18 protein-coding genes are annotated in these 18,764 nt (G+C 70.5%); 5 read left to right on the top strand and 13 right to left on the bottom strand.

Features of this window, described 5'->3' with window-relative positions; translation table 11 throughout:
• Positions 1–10: 10 nt before the first annotated feature.
• Positions 11–193, bottom strand: a complete 183-nt coding sequence (locus AC07DI_RS33805) for a hypothetical protein (protein ID WP_478908434.1) — start codon at positions 191–193, stop codon at positions 11–13.
• 145 nt (positions 194–338) lie between these two features.
• Here AC07DI_RS33805 and AC07DI_RS33810 point away from each other — a divergent pair, with 145 nt between their 5' ends.
• Positions 339–1,172 carry an SCO4651 family lipoprotein gene (locus tag AC07DI_RS33810; protein ID WP_478908436.1) on the top strand — a complete coding sequence of 278 codons (834 nt, stop codon included), beginning with the start codon at positions 339–341 and terminating at the stop codon, positions 1,170–1,172.
• Between the two features lie 164 nt (positions 1,173–1,336).
• Positions 1,337–1,528: a hypothetical protein gene (locus AC07DI_RS33815; protein WP_384261470.1), complete on the top strand. Its 192-nt coding sequence runs from the start codon at positions 1,337–1,339 to the stop codon at positions 1,526–1,528.
• Positions 1,529–2,286: 758 nt separating this feature from the next.
• On the opposite strand, the gene AC07DI_RS33820 is transcribed toward AC07DI_RS33815, so the two are convergent.
• On the bottom strand, positions 2,287–2,664 hold the full coding sequence (locus tag AC07DI_RS33820; protein WP_478908438.1) for a metal-sensitive transcriptional regulator: 378 nt from the start codon (positions 2,662–2,664) through the stop codon (positions 2,287–2,289).
• Positions 2,665–2,897: 233 nt separating this feature from the next.
• Here AC07DI_RS33820 and AC07DI_RS33825 point away from each other — a divergent pair, with 233 nt between their 5' ends.
• Together AC07DI_RS33825 and AC07DI_RS33830 are read left to right on the top strand one after the other, a co-directional pair.
• Complete coding sequence (locus AC07DI_RS33825; protein ID WP_268772062.1) at positions 2,898–3,518, top strand: DUF47 domain-containing protein; 621 nt, start codon at positions 2,898–2,900, stop codon at positions 3,516–3,518.
• A 9-nt stretch (positions 3,519–3,527) separates the two neighbouring features.
• Complete coding sequence (locus AC07DI_RS33830; protein WP_478908440.1) at positions 3,528–4,526, top strand: inorganic phosphate transporter; 999 nt, start codon at positions 3,528–3,530, stop codon at positions 4,524–4,526.
• A gap of 159 nt (positions 4,527–4,685) precedes the next feature.
• Here the strand turns inward: AC07DI_RS33830 and pstB are convergent, their stop codons facing one another.
• From pstB to mshD, 11 genes are all read right to left on the bottom strand, one after another.
• On the bottom strand, positions 4,686–5,462 hold the full coding sequence (pstB, locus tag AC07DI_RS33835) for a phosphate ABC transporter ATP-binding protein PstB (RefSeq protein WP_384261477.1): 777 nt from the start codon (positions 5,460–5,462) through the stop codon (positions 4,686–4,688).
• A gap of 81 nt (positions 5,463–5,543) precedes the next feature.
• Positions 5,544–6,626, bottom strand: a complete 1,083-nt coding sequence (gene pstA, locus AC07DI_RS33840) for a phosphate ABC transporter permease PstA (protein ID WP_478908442.1) — start codon at positions 6,624–6,626, stop codon at positions 5,544–5,546.
• On the bottom strand, positions 6,623–7,645 hold the full coding sequence (pstC, locus tag AC07DI_RS33845) for a phosphate ABC transporter permease subunit PstC (RefSeq protein ID WP_384261482.1): 1,023 nt from the start codon (positions 7,643–7,645) through the stop codon (positions 6,623–6,625). The genes pstA and pstC overlap by 4 nt, the downstream gene beginning before the upstream one ends.
• A 128-nt stretch (positions 7,646–7,773) precedes the next feature.
• The gene (gene pstS / locus AC07DI_RS33850) at positions 7,774–8,898 is read right to left on the bottom strand and encodes a phosphate ABC transporter substrate-binding protein PstS (RefSeq protein ID WP_384261484.1); all 1,125 of its coding nucleotides are present in this window, start codon (positions 8,896–8,898) and stop codon (positions 7,774–7,776) included.
• A 207-nt stretch (positions 8,899–9,105) separates the two neighbouring features.
• Positions 9,106–9,540 carry an NUDIX hydrolase gene (locus AC07DI_RS33855; protein ID WP_478908445.1) on the bottom strand — a complete coding sequence of 145 codons (435 nt, stop codon included), beginning with the start codon at positions 9,538–9,540 and terminating at the stop codon, positions 9,106–9,108.
• Positions 9,537–10,739, bottom strand: coding sequence for a CHAD domain-containing protein (locus tag AC07DI_RS33860; protein WP_478908447.1), 1,203 nt, complete (start codon positions 10,737–10,739; stop codon positions 9,537–9,539). Before AC07DI_RS33860 ends, AC07DI_RS33855 begins: the two co-directional genes overlap by 4 nt.
• Positions 10,720–13,092: an RNA degradosome polyphosphate kinase gene (locus AC07DI_RS33865; RefSeq protein WP_478908448.1), complete on the bottom strand. Its 2,373-nt coding sequence runs from the start codon at positions 13,090–13,092 to the stop codon at positions 10,720–10,722. Before AC07DI_RS33865 ends, AC07DI_RS33860 begins: the two co-directional genes overlap by 20 nt.
• Positions 13,093–13,206: 114 nt before the next feature.
• Positions 13,207–14,223 carry a hypothetical protein gene (locus AC07DI_RS33870; RefSeq protein WP_478908450.1) on the bottom strand — a complete coding sequence of 339 codons (1,017 nt, stop codon included), beginning with the start codon at positions 14,221–14,223 and terminating at the stop codon, positions 13,207–13,209.
• Positions 14,220–15,134 carry an ABC transporter ATP-binding protein gene (locus AC07DI_RS33875; protein WP_478908452.1) on the bottom strand — a complete coding sequence of 305 codons (915 nt, stop codon included), beginning with the start codon at positions 15,132–15,134 and terminating at the stop codon, positions 14,220–14,222. The genes AC07DI_RS33870 and AC07DI_RS33875 overlap by 4 nt, the downstream gene beginning before the upstream one ends.
• Positions 15,131–15,547 carry a GntR family transcriptional regulator gene (locus AC07DI_RS33880; RefSeq protein WP_478908453.1) on the bottom strand — a complete coding sequence of 139 codons (417 nt, stop codon included), beginning with the start codon at positions 15,545–15,547 and terminating at the stop codon, positions 15,131–15,133. The genes AC07DI_RS33875 and AC07DI_RS33880 overlap by 4 nt, the downstream gene beginning before the upstream one ends.
• Positions 15,548–15,682: 135 nt before the next feature.
• Positions 15,683–16,618 carry a mycothiol synthase gene (gene mshD / locus AC07DI_RS33885; RefSeq protein ID WP_384261501.1) on the bottom strand — a complete coding sequence of 312 codons (936 nt, stop codon included), beginning with the start codon at positions 16,616–16,618 and terminating at the stop codon, positions 15,683–15,685.
• 211 nt (positions 16,619–16,829) lie between these two features.
• Here mshD and AC07DI_RS33890 point away from each other — a divergent pair, with 211 nt between their 5' ends.
• Positions 16,830–18,662, top strand: a complete 1,833-nt coding sequence (locus AC07DI_RS33890; RefSeq protein ID WP_478908455.1) for a bifunctional metallophosphatase/5'-nucleotidase — start codon at positions 16,830–16,832, stop codon at positions 18,660–18,662.
• Positions 18,663–18,764 lie beyond the last annotated feature (102 nt).

Here is an 18,764-nt window from a genome sequence, read left to right on the forward strand (position 1 = left end):
CCCGGTGGGGTCAGGGTGATTCCTCGTGTTCGGCCGCGTCCGTACGGGCCTTGCTGCGGGCCCGCCGGGCGGGGCCGCGCCAGCCGCAGGCGCAGTGGGCCGCGATGAAGCGGCCCTTCTCGACCGTTGTCGTGCGGTGGGGCGCGGAATCCGGGGTGTCCGGGGTGACGGGAGGGACTTGCTGATCGGCCACGCGGTCACCGTATCGAGCGTGGGTGAACGGCCGTTGGCGGTCGCGTTCACGAGGCGTCCGCGTGACGGGTCAACGGACAGGTCGTTATGTGAGGGACGCAAGGAACGGCCACGACAGGCGCGGGACGCTTGGGGGTAGGCAGGCGATGGTGCAGCGGCACATGCGGCGCGCGGGCGGATCGGACGCGGTGGTCGCCGCCGTGGTCTCGGTGGCGGGACTCATCGCCGTCGCCACCGGATGTTCGAACACCGGCGCCGCCGCCGACGGCAGCGGTGCCGCCGACCCCGACGACGTGGTGCGGCAGGCCGCCGATTCGCTGGTGCGGGCGGGCAGTTCGAAGGCGAACACGTCCATGGAGATGGCCAGCGGAGGAACCCGCGTCACCATCAGGGGCACCGGTGCCTACGACTACCGGCGCCAGCTCGGCCGGTTCGAGGTGGTGCTGCCGCAGGATCCCGCGGGCCAGGAGGAGCACCGGCCCATCACCGAGCTGATGACCGCGGGCGCGCTCTTCATGAAGAACCGCGGGGCCGGGGTGCCGGCGGACAAGTGGGTGCGGATCGAGACACGTTCGCTCTCCGACGGGAACCTCGTCACCGGCGGAGCCACGGATCCCCTCGCTGCGGCGGAACTGCTGCGCGGGGCGAGGAAGGTGGGGTTCGTGGGGGAGGAGCGGGTCGGTGGGGCCCAGGTGCGGCACTACCGCGGGGTCGTGGACCTGCGTGCCGCCGCTCGGGCCGCCTCCGCAGGTCAGCGCGGTGCGCTGGGTGCGGCGGCGGCGAAAGGGTTCAGCAGGGGGAGTGTGCCGTTCGACGTCTTCCTCGACGAGCGGGGGCGGGTGCGGAAGTTGCGTCAGCGGTTCGCCGTGGCCGACGCGAACGTGGCGTCGACCACGCTGCTCTTCGACTTCGGGGCACCGGCGCGGGTACGACTTCCGGCCGAGAAGGACATCTTCGCCGGAAAGATCGCCGAGCAGTAGTCGCGTGTGGCTGGTGGAAATGGTCCGTCTGTGCCATGCGCGCCACGTACGCCGCTCCCTACCCTAGGAAGTCGGTACCGGTGGGGACGGGTAGGCGGGGACGGGTACGCGGGCCGAGACGGCGGGTGGGCAGGGCCGGTCGGTACGCGAGTCAGGAAGAGGTGATGAACGTGGCTCCGATGCGTGGCGGTACGGCGGTTCAGGACCACGTCGCCCTCGCCGAGATCGAACTGTGCGGGGAGCTCATGATCGCGGCGAGTGCGGCGGCGGAGCGGTTGAGCTTCGACCGGATCGATGAGGTGTTGCGGGTTGCCGACGCGGGGGATCCGGGTTGCTACCCGGAGGACTCCCTTTAGCGGTTCGTTGCTGCTCGGCGGTTCTCTGTCGCTCTGCCGGTCGTGGTTGCTTCGCGTTGCTCTGGGCTGCGCTGCGCTGCGCTGCTCTGCGGGTTCGTTCTAGGCATTCCTGTCCGCCGCTGCGCGGCGATCCATCCCACCCACCCACCCGTTCACCCCGCACCGCGCGGTGAGCGAAAGGAACGGGCAGGCGTTGCCTGGTGGCGCAGGCCCGGTCGGGGGCGGGCGGCGGTGAGTCCGCAGGGCGGGGGCGCGGTGCGGGGACCGACAGACGGGCGGGGCGCGTTGTAGCGGGGGTACGGGTCCGGTTGGGCGGGCGGGTGGGGAAGAGCCCGCGGAGCGGGCACGCTTCGCCGTTGGGGTGCAGGCTCCAGTATGCGGGCGGAGAAGCCCGCGGAGCGGGGACGGGGTGCCGTCAGAGTGCAGGTTCAGGCGGGTGGGTCCGGGTGAGCCCGTGGAGTAGGGCGGGTTGCAGCGGTGGCGCGGGTCCGGCCGGGCGGGCGGGTGGGGAAGAGCCCGCGGAGCGGGCGCGCCTCGCCGCCCGGGTGCGGGACCCGGTGGGTGGGCCGGGGAAGCTCGCGGAGCGGGCGCGTGGTGACGCCATGGGGCAGGGTCCCTCGGTCACCGGCCCGTGTGGGCCGCGGCGGCCGAGTGCGCGATGCCCGTGGTCACCCACTCCGGTGCGGCGCCCCGCCAGGAGTACGGCGACCGGGCCCCGGGCCACGCACACCCCGTACCCGCCCCCCCCGGCGGGAGCCCTACGTGCGGAGCATCCGCCCAATCGCCTTCGTCGCCTCTTCCACCTTCGCGTCGATCTCCGTGCCGCCCTTGACCGCCGCGTCGGCCACGCAGTGCCGCAGGTGCTCCTCGAGGAGTTGCAGCGCGAAGGACTGCAGCGCCTTCGTGCTCGCCGAGACCTGCGTGAGTATGTCGATGCAGTAGACGTCTTCCTCGACCATCCGCTGCAGGCCCCGCACCTGGCCCTCGATGCGGCGCAGCCGCTTGAGGTGCTCGGCCTTCTGGTGGTGGTACCCGTGCACCCCGCGGTCATGGTCGGTGGTGGGCGCTTCGGCCGCACCCGCGCCGCCCGCACCCGCGCCGGGTACAGCCGCGTCGGCCGCCTCGGTGGTCGTCATCGCGTCCTCCTCCTGGTCTGCACTGCGAGGGTCGTCACTGCGGGAGCCCCGTCGGACGTACCCGCATCTCTGCGGGTACATATACCCCCGTAGGGTATATGATAGCCGATTTCTCGGGGGGTGTGCTGATCACTGTGCCTGATGGGCGACACTGGGGGGCGGCCGGTTAGCCGTGGCCGGATGATGCGCCTAGCATCAGCCTGACCGCATCCAAAGCACCCCGAGGACCCCACGTGCGCTTTCGTCTGACCCCCAGGGAGACGAGCTTCTACGACATGTTCGCCGCATCCGCGGACAACATCGTCACGGGCTCGAAGCTCCTCATGGAACTGCTCGGAGCGGACTCTTCCGCACGGGCCGAGATCGCAGAGCGTATGCGGGCCGCGGAACACGCGGGAGACGACGCCACGCATGCGATCTTCCACCAGCTGAACTCCTCCTTCATCACGCCGTTCGACCGCGAGGACATCTACAACCTCGCGTCGTCCCTGGACGACATCATGGACTTCATGGAGGAGGCCGTCGACCTGGTCGTCCTCTACCAGGTCGAAGAGCTTCCCAAGGGCGTCGAGCAGCAGATCGAGGTGCTCGCGCGGGCCGCCGAACTCACGGCGGAGGCCATGCCCAACCTGCGGACCATGGCCAACCTCACCGAATACTGGATCGAGGTCAACCGCCTGGAGAACCAGGCCGACCAGATCCACCGCAAGCTCCTCGCGCAGCTCTTCAACGGCAAGTACGACGCCATGGAGGTGCTGAAGCTCAAGCAGATCGTGGACGTCCTCGAGGAGGCCGCCGACGCCTTCGAGCACGTGGCGAACACCGTGGAGACCATCGCGGTCAAGGAGTCCTGAGGCACCGCCATGGACACCTTTGCCTTGATCGTGACCATCGGCGTCGCGCTCGGATTTACCTATACGAACGGCTTTCACGACTCCGCGAACGCCATCGCCACTTCCGTCTCCACCCGTGCGCTGACGCCCCGCGCGGCGCTCGCCATGGCCGCGGTGATGAACCTCGCCGGTGCCTTCATGGGCAGCGGGGTCGCCAAGACCGTCAGCGAGGGGATCATCGAGACCCCGCACGGTGACAAGGGGATGTGGATCCTCTTCGCGGCGCTCATCGGCGCCATCGTGTGGAACCTCATCACCTGGTACTTCGGGCTGCCCTCCTCCTCGTCGCACGCGCTGTTCGGCGGCATGGTCGGAGCGGCGCTCGCCGGCGGCATCGGGGTCATCTGGTCCGGTGTCGTCGACAAGATCGTCATCCCGATGTTCCTGTCGCCGGTGATCGGCCTCGTCGCCGGTTACCTGGTCATGTGCGCGATCATGTGGATGTTCCGCAAGTCCAACCCGCACAAGGCCAAGCGCGGCTTCCGTATCGCGCAGACGGTGTCGGCGGCCGGTATGGCGCTGGGCCACGGCCTTCAGGACGCGCAGAAGACGATGGGCATCGTGGTGATGGCGCTCGTCATCTCCGACGTGCAGAGCGCGGACGCGCCCATCCCGATCTGGGTCAAGATCGCCTGTGCGCTGATGCTCTCGCTCGGTACGTACGCGGGCGGCTGGCGCATCATGCGTACCCTCGGCCGCAAGATCATCGAGCTGGACCCGCCGCAGGGCTTCGCCGCCGAGACGACCGGCGCGGGCATCATGTTCACGACCGCGTTCATGTTCCACGCGCCGATCTCGACGACGCACGTCATCACGTCCGCGATCATGGGTGTGGGCGCGACGAAGCGGGTCAACGCGGTGCGGTGGGGCGTGGCCAAGAACATCATTCTGGGCTGGTTCATCACCATGCCTGCGGCGGCCCTGGTCGCGGCGGTCAGCTTCTGGGCCGTCGACCTCGCCTTCCTGTAGCTCTCTGCCTGCGCGGCCGTCGTGGCTGGTCGCGCAGTTCCCCGCGCCCCTGACGGGACACGGAAAGGCCCGCCCCCGGGAGCCAGGGGCGGGCCCTTCTTGTTGTCCCTGCGGTGGCACCGCCATGCAGCACCGCGGGGAGTCACACCGGGCGCCGGCCTAGCCGAAGCGGCCCGAGATGTAGTCCTCGGTCGCCTGCACCGAGGGGTTGGAGAAGATCCGCTCCGTCTCGTCGATCTCGACGAGCTTGCCGGGCTGGCCGACGGCGGCGAGGTTGAAGAAGGCGGTGCGGTCCGAGACGCGGGCCGCCTGCTGCATGTTGTGCGTCACGATGACGATCGTGAAGCGCTCCTTGAGCTCGCCGATCAGGTCCTCGATGGCGAGCGTCGAGATCGGGTCGAGGGCCGAGCAGGGCTCGTCCATGAGGAGCACGTCGGGCTCGACCGCGATCGCCCGCGCGATGCACAGCCGCTGCTGCTGACCGCCGGAGAGGCCGGAGCCCGGCTTGTTGAGGCGGTCCTTGACCTCGTTCCAGAGGTTCGCGCCCTTGAGGGACTTCTCGACGACGTCGTTCAGTTCGCTCTTCTTGTACGAGCCGTTGAGCTTCAGGCCCGCCGCGACATTGTCGAAGATCGACATCGTGGGGAACGGGTTCGGGCGCTGGAAGACCATGCCGACCGTGCGGCGCACCGCCACCGGGTCCACGCCGCTGCCGTACAGGTCCTCGTCGTCCAGGAGCACCTTGCCCTCGACGCGGCCCCCGGAGGTGACCTCGTGCATGCGGTTCAGGGTGCGCAGGAACGTGGACTTGCCGCAGCCGGACGGGCCGATGAAGGCCGTCACGGAGCGGGGCTCCACGGTCATGGAGATGTCGTCGATCGCCTTGTGGGAACCGTAGTAGGCCGTCAGGCCCGAAACGTCGATTCGCTTGGCCATGGGGATCACTGCTTCTTTCAAGTCTTTGGTGCGAGAGGGGCGCTGACACGGCCTTCGTCGGCGGAGCCGGCCGACGGATGCCTAGCGGCCCGTCTTCGGGGCCTTCCAGCGGGCTACACCGCGGGCCGCCAGGTTGAGGATCATGATGAAGCCGATGAGCGTGAGGGCCGCGGCCCAGGCGCGGTCGTACGACGCGTCGTTGCCCGCCGCGTACTGCTGGTAGATGTACAGCGGCAGCGACGCCTGCGAGCCCTCGAAGGGGTTCGTGTTGATCAGGGGATTCACCCAGACCAGGAGCAGGACCGGCGCCGTCTCACCGGCGATGCGGGCCACCGAGAGCATGATGCCGGTGGTGATGCCGCCGATCGCGGTGGGCAGGACGACCTTGAGGATGGTGCGCCACTTCGGTACGCCGAGGGCGAGCGAGGCCTCGCGCAGCTCGTTCGGGACGAGCTTGAGCATCTCCTCGGTGGAGCGCACGACCACCGGCATCATCAGGATGGCGAGCGCCATGGCGCCGGCCCAGCCGGAGAAGTCGAAGCCGAGGATCAGGATCCAGAAGCTGAGGACGAAGAGACCGGCGACGATCGAGGGGATGCCGGTCATGACGTCCACGAAGAACGTGACGACCTTGGAGAGCTTCCCGCGCCCGTACTCGACGAGGTAGACCGCGGTGAGCAGGCCGATCGGGACGGCGATCACGGAGGCCAGGAGCACCTGCTCCAGGGTGCCGATGAGCGCGTGGTAGACACCGCCGCCGACCTCGTCGTCGGAGACGACTCCCATGGAGTGGCTCAGGAAGTAGAAGTCGAAGACCTTGCTGCCGCGCTGCACGGTCTCGTAGATCAGCGAGGCCAGCGGGACGACGGCCAGCAGGAACATGACCCAGACCAGTGAGGTGGCGAGGCGGTCCTTGGCCTGCCTGGTGCCCTCGACGGTGACGGCGAGGACGTACGAACCGGCGATGAAGAGCAGGGCGGCTATCAGGCCCCACTGGACGCGGCTGTCCAGGCCGAACCCGGCGCCGACGGCGACCGCGACGGCGGCCGAGCCGAGCGCGACGGCCGCGGGGGACCAGCGCGGGAGACTGGCGGCCCGGAGCGTGCTGGGCCGCTTGACGGGGCTCGGGGACGGCCCGGCCGGGGTGGGTGTCGTGGTGCTCATGCGTTGGCCCCCGAGTACTCCTTGCGGCGCGCGATGATCAGGCGGGCCGCGCCGTTGACCAGCAGCGTGATGAGGAACAGGACCAGGCCGGAGGCGATGAGCGCGTCCTGCCCGTACTCACTGGCCTCGTTGAACTTGCTGGCGATGTTCTGTGCGAAGGTGCCGCCGCCGTAGTCGAGCACGGACGCGTTGATGAGGAAGGTCGGGGAGAGCACGGTGGCGACGGCGATCGTCTCGCCGAGCGCGCGGCCGAGGCCCAGCATCGAGGCGGAGATGATGCCGGAACGGGCGAAGGGCAGCACCGACATGCGGATGACCTCCCAGCGCGTGGCGCCGAGGGCCAGCGCGGCCTCCTCGTGCATCTTCGGGACCTGGAGGAAGACTTCGCGGCTCACGTTGGTGATGATCGGCAGGATCATGATCGCGAGGAGGATTCCGACGGTCATCAGGGAGCGCGGGGCGCCGCCCTGGTACTCGAAGACGCCGGTCCAGCCGAGGTAGTCGTCGAGCCAGCTGTAGAGGCCGGTGAGGTTGGGGGCGACCACGAGGGCGCCCCACAGGCCGTACACGATCGAGGGCACGGCGGCCAGCAGGTCGATCACGTACGCGATGGGGCCCGCCAGCTTGCGCGGCGCGTAGTGCGAGATGAAGAGCGCGATGCCGATGGCGACGGGGACCGCGATCAGGAGGGCGATCACCGAGCTCACCACGGTGCCGAAGACCAGGACGGCGATGCCGAAGTACGGCTTGCCGCCGGTGGAGGAACCGGCCGGGTCCCATTCGAAGGTGGTGAGGAAGTTGCCCGTGTTGTCGGAGAGGGCGAGGGCCGTGCGGTAGGTGAGGAACGCGGCTATCGCGCCCATGATCACCAGGAGTGCTATCCCGGAGCCGCGGGAGAGGCCGAGGAAGATCCGGTCGCCGGGGCGGGTGGCGCCGCGGGCGGCCGCCTTGCTCACCGGGGCCGTCGGCCTGACGTCGTCGACGGGTGGAGGTGCGGTCGTGTTGCTGGGTATGTCCATGGGGTTCTCCGGTCTGCGGAGCTGCCGTGCGTGACGCAGGCGCTCCGTGGCGGCGGTGCACCGGACGGTGCGGCCGGCCCGGCCCCAGAGGGTGTCTGGCGTGGCGGGGCCGGCCGCACTCGGTTCAGCTAGCTCAGGCTCGCGACGGTGGAGCGGACCTTGGTGATGATCTCGGCCGGGATCGGCGCGTAGTCGTTCTCCTTGAGGACGTTCTGGCCGTCCTCGCTGGCGATGTAGGTCAGGAAGGACTTGGTGGCGGCGAGCGTCTCCGCCTTGTTGCCCTTCTCGCAGACGACCTCGTACGTCACCAGGGTGATCGGGTAGGCGCCCTCGGCGGTCGGCTTGTAGTTCAGGTCGAGGGCGAGGTCCTTGCCCTTGCCCTTGATCTTCGCCTCGGCGATCGCCTTGGAGGCGTTCTCGACGGTGGCCTTGACCGGCTCCTTGGCGCCCGTCTTCACGTCGACGGTCTTGACGCCCTCACCGGCGTAGGAGAGCTCGAAGTACGAGATGGCGCCCGGGGTCTGCTTGACCTGGCCCGAGACACCGGCGGAGCCGTTCGCGGACTGGCCGCCCTTGGGCTCCCACGACTTGCCCGGCTCGTAAGGCCAGGCGCTGGGGGCGGCGCCCTTCAGGTACTTGGTGAAGTTGTCCGTGGTGCCGGACTCGTCGGAGCGGTGGAAGGCCTGGATCTTGGTCTTGGGGAGCTTGGCGTCGGGGTTGAGCTTCGCGATCGCCTTGTCGTCCCAGCTCTTGATCTTGTCGTTGAAGATGTCGGCCAGGGTCTTGGCGTCCAGGGTCAGGCTGTCGACGCCGGGGACGTTGTAGCCGATGGCGATCGGGCCGCCCACCATGGGCAGGTCGATGGCCTGGCTGCCCGTGCAGACCTTCTTCGACTTCTCGATCTCCTCGGGCTTCAGCGCCGAGTCGGAACCGGCGAACGCGGTCTGGCCCTGGGTGAACGCGGTGATGCCGGCGCCCGAGCCCGTCGGGTTGTAGTTCAGCTGCACGTCCTTGCAGTTGGTCGTGTAGACCTTCCGCCAGGCGTCGATCGCGTTCTTCTGCGCGGACGAGCCGGAGGCCGCGAGCCGGCCCTTGGCGTCCTCGCACTTGATGTTGGCGTTGGCGTTGGTCTCCTTGCCGCCGCCACCCTCGCTCGTGTCGTCGGAGCCGCACGCCGTGAGGGCCAGGGCGCCGGAGACGGCGAGGGCGCCGAGGGAGAGGGCGCGGAGCCGGTTCTTGCGCTGAAGCTTCACTTCGGGTCTTCCTTCCGGGAGCCGCCGACCCTTTGCTGGCGGCGTGCGATGACTTGCGTCGTGTTGTAAGGCCGAAATTAGGCAGGGCAAGTGAAGCGGCCGATGGGCACGAGTGAACGGCGGGTGAACCTCGGCGGTCGGCCTGGTTAGGCGTTTCGCTACGAAAAGTAGTGGCTCGCGTGCGCTGAGTGAGGGAGGCGAGTTGCTTTACGGGTGCAGCACGGCGAGCAGCTCGGTGACCAGGTCCGCGTCGCGCGGGCGGGTCAGCTGCCGGCGGGCCGCCTCCGGGGAGAGCCACCGCAGGTGCGAGACCTCGGAGTTGGGCACGAAGGTGCCGCCGACCGCCTCCGCGGCCCAGTAGCGCACCTCCTTGGGGTTCCCCTGGGCGTCCCGGTAACGGGCCGTGGACAGCTCCGCGCCGAGCTCGCACCGCATGCCGGTCTCTTCAAGGACTTCCCGTACGGCCGCGTCGGCGGCCGATTCCGCACGTTTGAGCTTGCCCTTGGGGTGGGACCAGTCGGACCACTTGGGGCGGTGGACCAGGGCGATCTCGATGCCGCCGCCACCGTCGTGGGCGGGCGCCGGGCGCCACAGGACGCAGCCCGCCGCCAGCACGGTCCGCTCCCGCGCGTCGTACGTCACTGGGCCCGCACCTCCTCGCGCAGCCACGCCTGCTGGAAGGCGAAACGTGCCGCCTCCACATCGTGGCGCTGATCGGCGTGGAGCACACCCAGGGCGTACGCGGTGGCCGGGGCGATGCGCGGGGTGCGGGCCGCGTGCGCCGCCGCGGCCGCCGCTGAGGCCGCCTCGCGGTGGACGTTCAGGGCGTGTCCGGCGTCCGCGAGGCGGGGCTCCGGGGACGCGTGGCCGAGGACGACCTCCTGGGCGTACCGGTGCAGGCGCAGCAGCGAGCGGACCTTCAGCCAGGGGGCGTCCTGCGCGTCGGGGGCCGCGTCGGCCGCGAGGCCGTGGACGAGCGCGCCCGCGTTGTAGGGGTGGCCCGCCTGGCCGAGGGGGAGCACGGCGACCGCTTCGGCGAGGTTCGCCCCGGCCGCGGCGGCCAGGCGCTCCAGGTCGTCCGTGGCGCCGCTGAACGGGACCTCGCTGGCCAGCACGGCCACGTGGTCCGCGACGGCGTGGAAGCGGGAGGAGCCGAGGGCCTGGAGGGCGGTGGAGTGGGCCCGCGTCCTGGCGAGGGTCAGCTGCCGTTCGAGGAGAGCCGCGGCCTTGGCCGCGCCCACCGCGAGGCCGCGCGGGGCGGCGCTCTCGTCACGCGACCCCGGCACCGCATTCTGCGGCTGCGATCGCGACTGCGACTGGGGCTGCGCCCAGCCGTTCCTCCCCCAGTGCCCCGCCGGCCGGGACGGACTTCCGGCGGAACGCCTGCCCGCGGGGGCGCCGGGGCCTGCGGACACGGCGGCGACGGCCGCCGCACGCGGTGCGGCCGCGGGCAGCGGCGCCTCCGGCACCCCCGACAGCCGGTGCAGCGCCTCAAGGAGGCGCTCGAGGCGCGTCGCGTAGGCGTGTTCCTGGGCCAACGTGCCCGAGAGCCAGGCCAGTTCGGGGCGGAGCGAGGCGGACCACTCCGCGTCCAGGAGCGGACGGAACGTGTGCAGCGTGCCGCCGATGCGGCGGGCCGCGCGCCGCAGCGAGCGGGCCGCCTCCAGGGCCTCCTCGGCACCCTGCGCGTCCGTCGAGGCCTCGCGGTGCAGCCGCAGCGAGCGGAGGAAGTCCGTCGCCCGGTCCTGGAGGTAGGCCGTCAGGGCATCGCCCGCGGGCCCCTGTCCCGGCCCCGGCCGCGTATCGGTGTCCGTCGTCATCTCACGGTGTTGCTGTGCCACGCCGGCGCCTCCGGGCGTCTATGAGCATCTCCTGTACGTTCCGCAGGGGCTGGCCTTCCGGGTCCGCCGCGTGGCGGGTCCAGTTGCCGTCCGCGCCCAGGTGCCAGGAGGCGGTGGTGTCCGACATGCCGGTCTCCAGGAGCCGGCTGAGGGCCGTCCGGTGCGCCGGGTCCTGGACCCTGACCAGCGCCTCGATACGGCGGTCGAGATTGCGGTGCATCATGTCGGCGCTGCCGATCCACACCTCCGGTTCGCCGCCGTTGCCGAAGGCGAAGACGCGGGAGTGCTCGAGGAAGCGGCCGAGGACGGAGCGTACGCGGATGTTCTCCGAGAGCCCCTCGACGCCGGGGCGCACCGCGCAGATGCCGCGCACCCACACGTCCACCTCCACGCCCGCCTGCGACGCGCGGTACAGCGCGTCCACGATGGCCTCGTCGACCATCGAGTTGACCTTGATGCGGACGTGGGCGGGGCGGCCCGCCCTGTGGTGCTGGATCTCCTTCTCGATGCGGGAGACGAGACCGTCGCGCAGGGACTTGGGGGCCACGAGCAGCCGGCGGTAGGTCTCGCGGCGCGAGTAGCCGGAGAGCCGGTTGAAGAGGTCGGAGAGGTCCGCGCCGACCTCCGCGTTGGAGGTGAGCAGACCCAGGTCCTCGTAGAGGCGGGCGGTCTTGGGGTGGTAGTTGCCGGTGCCCACGTGCGAGTAGCGGATGAGGGTCTCGCCCTCCTGGCGCACGACGAGGGAGAGCTTGCAGTGGGTCTTCAGGCCGACGATGCCGTAGACCACGTGGCAGCCGGCCTCCTCCAGCTTGCGGGCCCACTTGATGTTGGCCTGCTCGTCGAAGCGCGCCTTGATCTCGACGAGGACGAGGACCTGCTTGCCGGACTCGGCGGCGTCGATGAGCGCGTCGACTATCGGGGAGTCGCCCGAGGTGCGGTACAGCGTCTGCTTGATGGCGAGCACGTCCGGGTCGGACGCGGCCTGCTCAAGGAACGCCTGCACGGACGTCGAGAACGAGTCGTACGGGTGATGCAGGAGTACGTCGCGTTCGCGAAGGGCTGCGAAGATGTCGGGCGCGGACGCCGACTCGACCTCGGCGAGGTCGCGGTGGGTGCCCGCCACGAACTTGGGGTACTTCAGCTCGGGCCGGTCCAGCTTGGCGATGCTGAAGAGGCCGGTGAGGTCGAGCGGGCCGGGCAGCGGGTACACCTCGGCCTCGCTGATCTTCAGCTCGCGCACCAGCAGGCTGAGCACGTTCGGGGCGATGGACTCCTCGACCTCCAGACGCACCGGCGGCCCGAAGCGGCGCCGCATGAGCTCCTTCTCCAGGGCCTGGAGCAGGTTCTCCGCGTCGTCCTCCTCGACCTCGAGATCCTCGTTCCTGGTGAGCCGGAACATGTGGTGCTCCTGGATCTCCATGCCGGGGAAGAGCTCCTGGAGGTGCGCGGGCGCGGCGATGACGTCCTCTATGGGGACGTAGCGCTGCGGGGACGCCTCAAGGAACCGCGAGAGCAGCGGAGGAACCTTCACGCGAGCGAAGTGCTGGTGTCCGGAGACCGGGTTGCGGACCACCACGGCGAGGTTCAGGGAGAGCCCCGAGATGTACGGGAAGGGGTGCGCGGGGTCCACGGCCAACGGGGTCAGGACGGGGAAGATCTGCTGCCGGAAGAGCGTGAAGAGCCGGGACTGCTCCTTCTCGGTCAGCTCGTGCCAGCGCACCAGGTGGATGCCCTCGTCGGCGAGGCCGGGCGCGACGTCGTCCTGGTAGCAGGCGGCGTGCCGGGCCATGAGCTCGCGGGAGCGGTTCCAGATGAGTTCGAGGACCTCGCGGGGCTGGAGCCCCGAGGCCGATCGGGTGGCGACGCCGGTCGCGATGCGGCGCTTGAGCCCCGCGACGCGGACCATGAAGAACTCGTCGAGGTTCGAGGCGAAGATCGCCAGGAAGTTCGCCCGTTCGAGCAGCGGGGTCTGCGGGTCCTCGGCGAGTTCGAGTACCCGCTCGTTGAAGGCGAGCCAGCTGCGCTCCCGGTCCAGGAAACGGCCCTGCGGCAGCTCGGCGCCGTCGTGCCCGACCGCGGCGTCCTCGTCGTACGCGTCGAGGTCGGCGTCGATGTCGGGGTCGAGGTCGGAGACGGTGGCGGCGATGGTGGCGGGGCGGTGCGCGGCGATGGAACCCACGGAAGGCTGGGCGTGCTGGACAAGTCCCTGCGTGTTCTGCTGGCTCATACGGCCATTCTTCCGCCCGGGCGCGACGATGGGCGCGTCGGAGAGCGCGGGAGCGAGGTGGAGCTTCCCGTTTGCCTGGGAAGCGCTCCCGTTCTCCGGGGACGGGTCGGGCTCGGCGGGCTGCATTGAGCGAGCGTCGCAAGCCTGTCTGAATGAGCGGTTACGGCGACATGACGTGCGGGACATCGGCCGAAGGCCCCCGGGCGTCCACGGCGCGGGGGCCTTCGTTGACCGTACGGTTCAGGCCGCGCGGCGGCGCAGGAGGCGGAATGCCGCGTAGGTGACGGCGGCGGCCAGGGCCAGCAGGATGCCGGTCTCCACGAGCTGGAGGGGCCAGAAGTGCGACGAGGGGTGGAAGTCGGCGTACCAGCCGGTGACTTGGTGTTCGTCGTAGCACCTTTCCGGGTCCGGGCTCCAGCACAGCGAGTCCGGGAGCCGTTCTCCGTCGGCTCTGAGCATGCCGTGTTCCAGTGGGAGCCCGAAGTTGGGCGTGGTGGCCCCGGAATACGTGCGGGCCCAGGTCGCCGTCTCGCTGGCCCACAGGTGCGGGCGGGCCAGCGGCAGCAGGACGATCACGCCCAAGGTGACGGCCGTGGCGACCGCCATCGCGGGCAGCACGCGGCGCACCAGGAGCCCGGTGAGGGCGCCGATGGCGAGGCCGAGCAGGGCGTACCCGATGCCGACCGTGCCCAGGGAGCCGTACATGGCCCGCTCGTACCAGGGTGCCCGGACGTATTCGAGCTCGGGACCGGTGGACCACGCCCAGCGCTGGACCGCGGTGAACAGGACCACTCCGCTCACCACGAGCCCGGCACACACGGCAAGCCGGGCGCCGAGCCAGCGGGCCGGGGTGACCGACTGCGTCCACGCCCATTTGTACGTGCCCGACTCCAGGTCCCGCGCGACGATCGGGCCCGCCACGAACGCCCCGATCAGGCAGGGCAGGCCGAGCATGGCCATGCCCGCGTAGTCGAGGTTCCTGCCGAACTGGAGCTCGGCGTCGAGGTAGCCGCGGACCGGGCCGCCGCAGTCCGCCGTGGTCTTGCTGATGACGCAGTCCGTCGCCGCGAAGACGTCGGCGGCGTGGCCCACCCACAGCCGGTCGGCGGCCAGTGCGGCGGCGCCGAGCGCGAACAGGCCGAACAGGATCCACAGGGCCGTGCGGTGCTGGCGCAGCACCGCACGGTACGGGCCCGGGAGGGCGAAGGCGGCACGGCGGCCCTGCCGCTCGGCGGGCACGGTCGTCGTCGCGGTCACGCGGACACCCCCAGATCCTGCGCACCGTGCTCCCGGGGCGTGCTGCCGGGGGAGAGGAGCGGCGGCGCCTGTGGTGCGCGCAGGTGGGCCAGCAACAGTTCCTCCAGGGAAGGTTCTTCGACGTCCCAGCCGTCGGGGACCGGGCCCTCGGTGCGGATCAGCGCGGTCAGGCCGCGCCCCGCGGCGCGGGACTCGACGACGGTGTGCGGGTGGAGAAGGTCGGCCGGGCCGCGGCCCGTGACCAGGCGGTGCGCGCCGATCAGGTCGTCGATGCCACCGGCTAGCCGGATGCCGCCGCCGGACACGAGGAGCAAGTAGTCGCAGGCGTCCGCCAGTTCGCTCACGATGTGCGAGGACATGACCACCGTCGTACCGTGCTCGGCGGCCTCCGCCATCAGGGTGCCCATGAGCTGGTGCCTGGCGAGCGGGTCGAGGTCGGCCATCGGCTCGTCGAGGAGCAGGAGTTCGGCGCGCTTGCCGAGGGCGAGGGCGAGGGCGACGCGGGTGCGCTGGCCGCCGGAGAGGGTACGGACGCGGGCGGTGCGGTCGAGACCGCCGACACTCACGATGCGTTCGGCGGCCTCCATGTCCCAGATGTGGGCGTTCAGTTCGGCGCCGAGCCGCAGGGTGTCCGCGATGGTCAGCTGCGGATGGAGCGGCTTGTCCTGGGCGACGTACGCGATGCGCTCCCGCGCCTTCGCGGGGCCCGTGCCCAGGACGCTGATCGTGCCCTCGGTGGGGCGGTCGAGGCCCGCCGCGAGGGTGAGCAGGGTCGACTTGCCCGCGCCGTTCGGGCCGACGAGCGCGCAGACGCGGCCGGTGGGCAGGCGGAACGTGCAGTCCCGCAGGGCGTATCGGCCCCGCCCGAAGCGTTTGGTCAGTGCGGTCGCCGCTATGGCGGTGTCGGTCATGCTCGGTCCCCCTCGTGTTCCTGAACTCGGCTCTGCCGTTCGCCGAACTGCTCTTCCAGTACGGCCGTGAACAGCGCCGCCACGTCGTCCCTCTCCAGACCCGCCCGGCGCGCCCGCGCGGCCCACTCGGCGAGCTCCCCCCGCAGCGGCGAGTCGGCCGGTGCGCTGCCCAACGTCCGGCGCACGAAGGTGCCGAGGCCGCGCCGCGCCTCGACCAGGCCCTCCCGCTCCAGCTCGCGGTAGGCCTTCAGCACGGTGTTCGGGTTGATGGCGGTGGCCTCGACCACCTCGCGGGCCGTGGGCAGTTTGTCGCCGGGTTCCAGCAGACCGAGGCGCAGGGCCTGCCGGGTCTGCTGGACGATCTGGAGATAGGTGGCGACGCCGCTGCGCCGGTCGATCCGGTACTCGACCACTGCCTTCCACCACCCTTTCACTAATTGAGTAGTGAAAGGGTGGTGGAAAAGAGGGGCGGCGTCAAGTGACGCCGCCCCTCGACTGACCGGTTACGTGACTAGTTAGGTGACCGGTTACGCGGGTGAATCCGCCGGTCAGGACTCCGTGCGGTACATCAGATCCGTCTCGTGCGTGACGAAGCCGAGCCGTTCGTAGACATTCACGGCGGCCTTGTTGTCCGCGTCGACGTAGAGCATCGCGGTCGGCAGGCCGGCCCGCGCGAGGTGGCGCAGCCCCGTCGTGGTCAGCGCCTTGCCGAGGCCGCCGCCCTGCGCGCCGGGCCGCACGCCGACCACGTACACCTCGCCGAGACGTTCCTGCTCGTGGACCTTGGTCCAGTGGAAGCCGATCAGTTCGCCGTCGCTCTCGCGCTCGGCGAGGAAGAAGCCCGCCGGGTCGAACCACGGCTCGGCCTTGCGGTCGTCCAGGTCGCGCTGGGTGAGGGAGCCCTGCTCGGGGTGGTGCGCGAAGGCCTCGGCGTTCACCGCGAGCCAGGCCGCGTCGTCCTGGCCCGGCACGAAGGCGCGGATGGTCACGCCCTCGGGGAGGACCGGGTCGGGCAGGTCGAGGTCGGTCAACGGGCGCCGCATCTGCCGCAGTTCGCGGAAGAGCGCGAGGCCGAGGACCTGCGCCAGGTGCCGGGCGGCGGAGTGCCCGCCGTGCGCCCAGACGCGCAGGCGCCGCCCCGACTCGGCGAGCAGTGCCGCGCCGAGCGCCCTGCCGTGCCCGTGTCCGCGCCGCCCGGGGTGCACGACGAGCTCGGCGGCGGGCGCCTCCACCGGGTCGGTGTCCTCCAGCTGCGCGTATCCGACGAGGTCGTCGCCCACGCCGAGCAGCAGATGCCGGACGCCGTCGCGTGCGCCGCCCCTGAGCTGCAGCCGCCCCTGCTCGGAGACCGCCTGCTGGCCGTCCGTGCGGGCGGCCTCGGCGAGCAGCCCGAGCACGGCGTCGGCCTGCGCGGGGGAGAGCGCGTCGAGGGTGTCGATCTTCCGGAGGGGCGCGGGTGCCTCGGCGGGCCGGTCGTCAGTCATGAGTCGAGCGTACGGGTTGCGGCGGGGCGCCCCCGGGCGGAACCATGCCGGAAGCCCGCCATCGGTCATCCCCGTCACCCCCCGGAACGACGTCCTCCCGCCGGTCCGTGCCCCGACACCAGGATGTAACCGGCAACCCTCTGTTCCGCTACGCGCGTTGACTCTAGGCTGCCGACGGTCCCATTCTTCTCACACCATCCCGGGGGAACACGTGTCCGCCATAGCGAAACACCGAAGGCCCAGGCGCCGTGCCACCCACGTCCTCGCCGTGGCGGCAGGGCTCGCCACGGTCGGCGCGATGGCGGCAGCGCTGCCCGCCGGGGCCGGGCAGGACCACGGGGACGGCGGAAGGGGCGGCAAGAGCCGCACGGTCGACGTGCAGTTGCTGTCCTTCAACGACTTCCACGGCAATCTGCAGCCGCCCGCGGGCTCCTCCGGGCAGGTCACGGAGAAGCAGGCCGACGGGACCGAGAAGAAGATCGACGCGGGCGGCGCCGAGTACCTCGCCACGTCGCTGCGGACCGCGCGCAAGGGCCACCCCTACAGCGTCACCGCCGCCGCGGGCGACCTCATCGGGGCCAGCCCGCTGCTCTCCGGGCTCTTCCACGACGAGCCGACCGTCGAGGCGATGAACAAGCTCGACCTGGACGTCACCAGCGTCGGCAACCACGAGTTCGACGAGGGCGCCGCCGAACTGGCCCGCATGCAGAACGGTGGCTGCCATCCCAAGGACGGCTGCTTCGAGAAGGACAAGCACGGCAAGGGCAAGAAGTTCGAGGGCGCCGACTACCCCTACCTCGCCGCGAACGTCACGAGCGAGAGGACGGGCAAGCCGGTCCTCAAGCCGTACTGGGTGTGGAAGCACAAGGGCGTGAAGGTCGGCTTCATCGGCGTCACCCTCGAAGGCACCCCGGACATCGTCTCCGCCGACGGCGTCAAGGGGCTGAAGTTCCACGACGAGATCGAGACCGTCAACAAGTACGCGAAGATCCTCGACAAGCAGGGCGTGAAGTCCATCGTCACCCTCATCCACGAGGGCGGCGTGCCGAAGAGCCAGACGTACAACTACGACTGCGACTCCCCGGGCGCGGGCGACGGCATCTCGGGCCCGATCACCACCATCGCCAAGGGCATCACGCCCAAGGTCGACGCCCTTGTCACCGGCCACACGCACAACGCGTACGTCTGTACGATCCCGGACCCGGCCGGCAACCCGCGCATGGTGACCTCCGCGTCGTCCTTCGGGAAGCTCTACACGGACACGACGCTCACGTACGACCGCAGGACCAAGGACGTCGTGCGCACCAGCGTGAAGTCGGCGAACCACGTCGTCAGCCGGGAGCAGGCCAAGGCCCCCGACATGACCTCACTCATCGGGCGCTGGGACAAGCTCGCCGCGCCCGTCGCCAACAGGCCCGTCGGCTACATCTCGGCGGACATCCCCGGCCGCGGCGCGGGCGTCCCCGAGTCCCCGCTCGGCGACCTCATCTCCGACGCGCAGCTCGCGCACGCCAAGTCCCTCGACCCCGAGGCCGATCTCGCGCTGATGAACCCGGGCGGCATCCGCTCCGACATCGTCTTCAAGGCGAGCGGCGCCGAGGGTGACGGCGTCGTCACCTACGGCGAGGCGTTCACCGTGCAGCCGTTCAGCAACACCGTCAATCTGGTCGACCTGACCGGCGCGCAACTCGTCGCCGGCCTGAAGCAGCAGGTCAGTGGCAGCAACGAGGCCTCACCGAAGATCCTTCAGGTCTCCGAAGGGCTGACGTACACGCTGGACATGACCAAGTCGGGCACGGACCGGGTCGTCGCCGACTCGATCAGGCTGAACGGCAAGGCGATCGACCCGGCGGCCACCTACCGCGTCGCGATGAACTCCTTCCTCGCGGGCGGCGGCGACGGTTTCGCCGAGCTCGGCAAGGGCACGAAGCCGCTCGTCGGCAGCGACGACCTGAAGGCGTTGAGCGACTACATGAGCGCCAACTCCTCGGCGGACAAGCCGATCGCACCGCCGAAGGCCGACCGGATCACGGTCGTCAAGTAGGCGCGGGGCAGGCCGGTGGTAACGGACGTCACGCCGGTTTCCGGCCGGTGGCCCGGAAGTGACGTGAGCTTGAAAACAGCGCGTTAACGGGAACCGGCCGAT

The organism is Streptomyces sp. NPDC044106 (assembly GCF_056433985.1).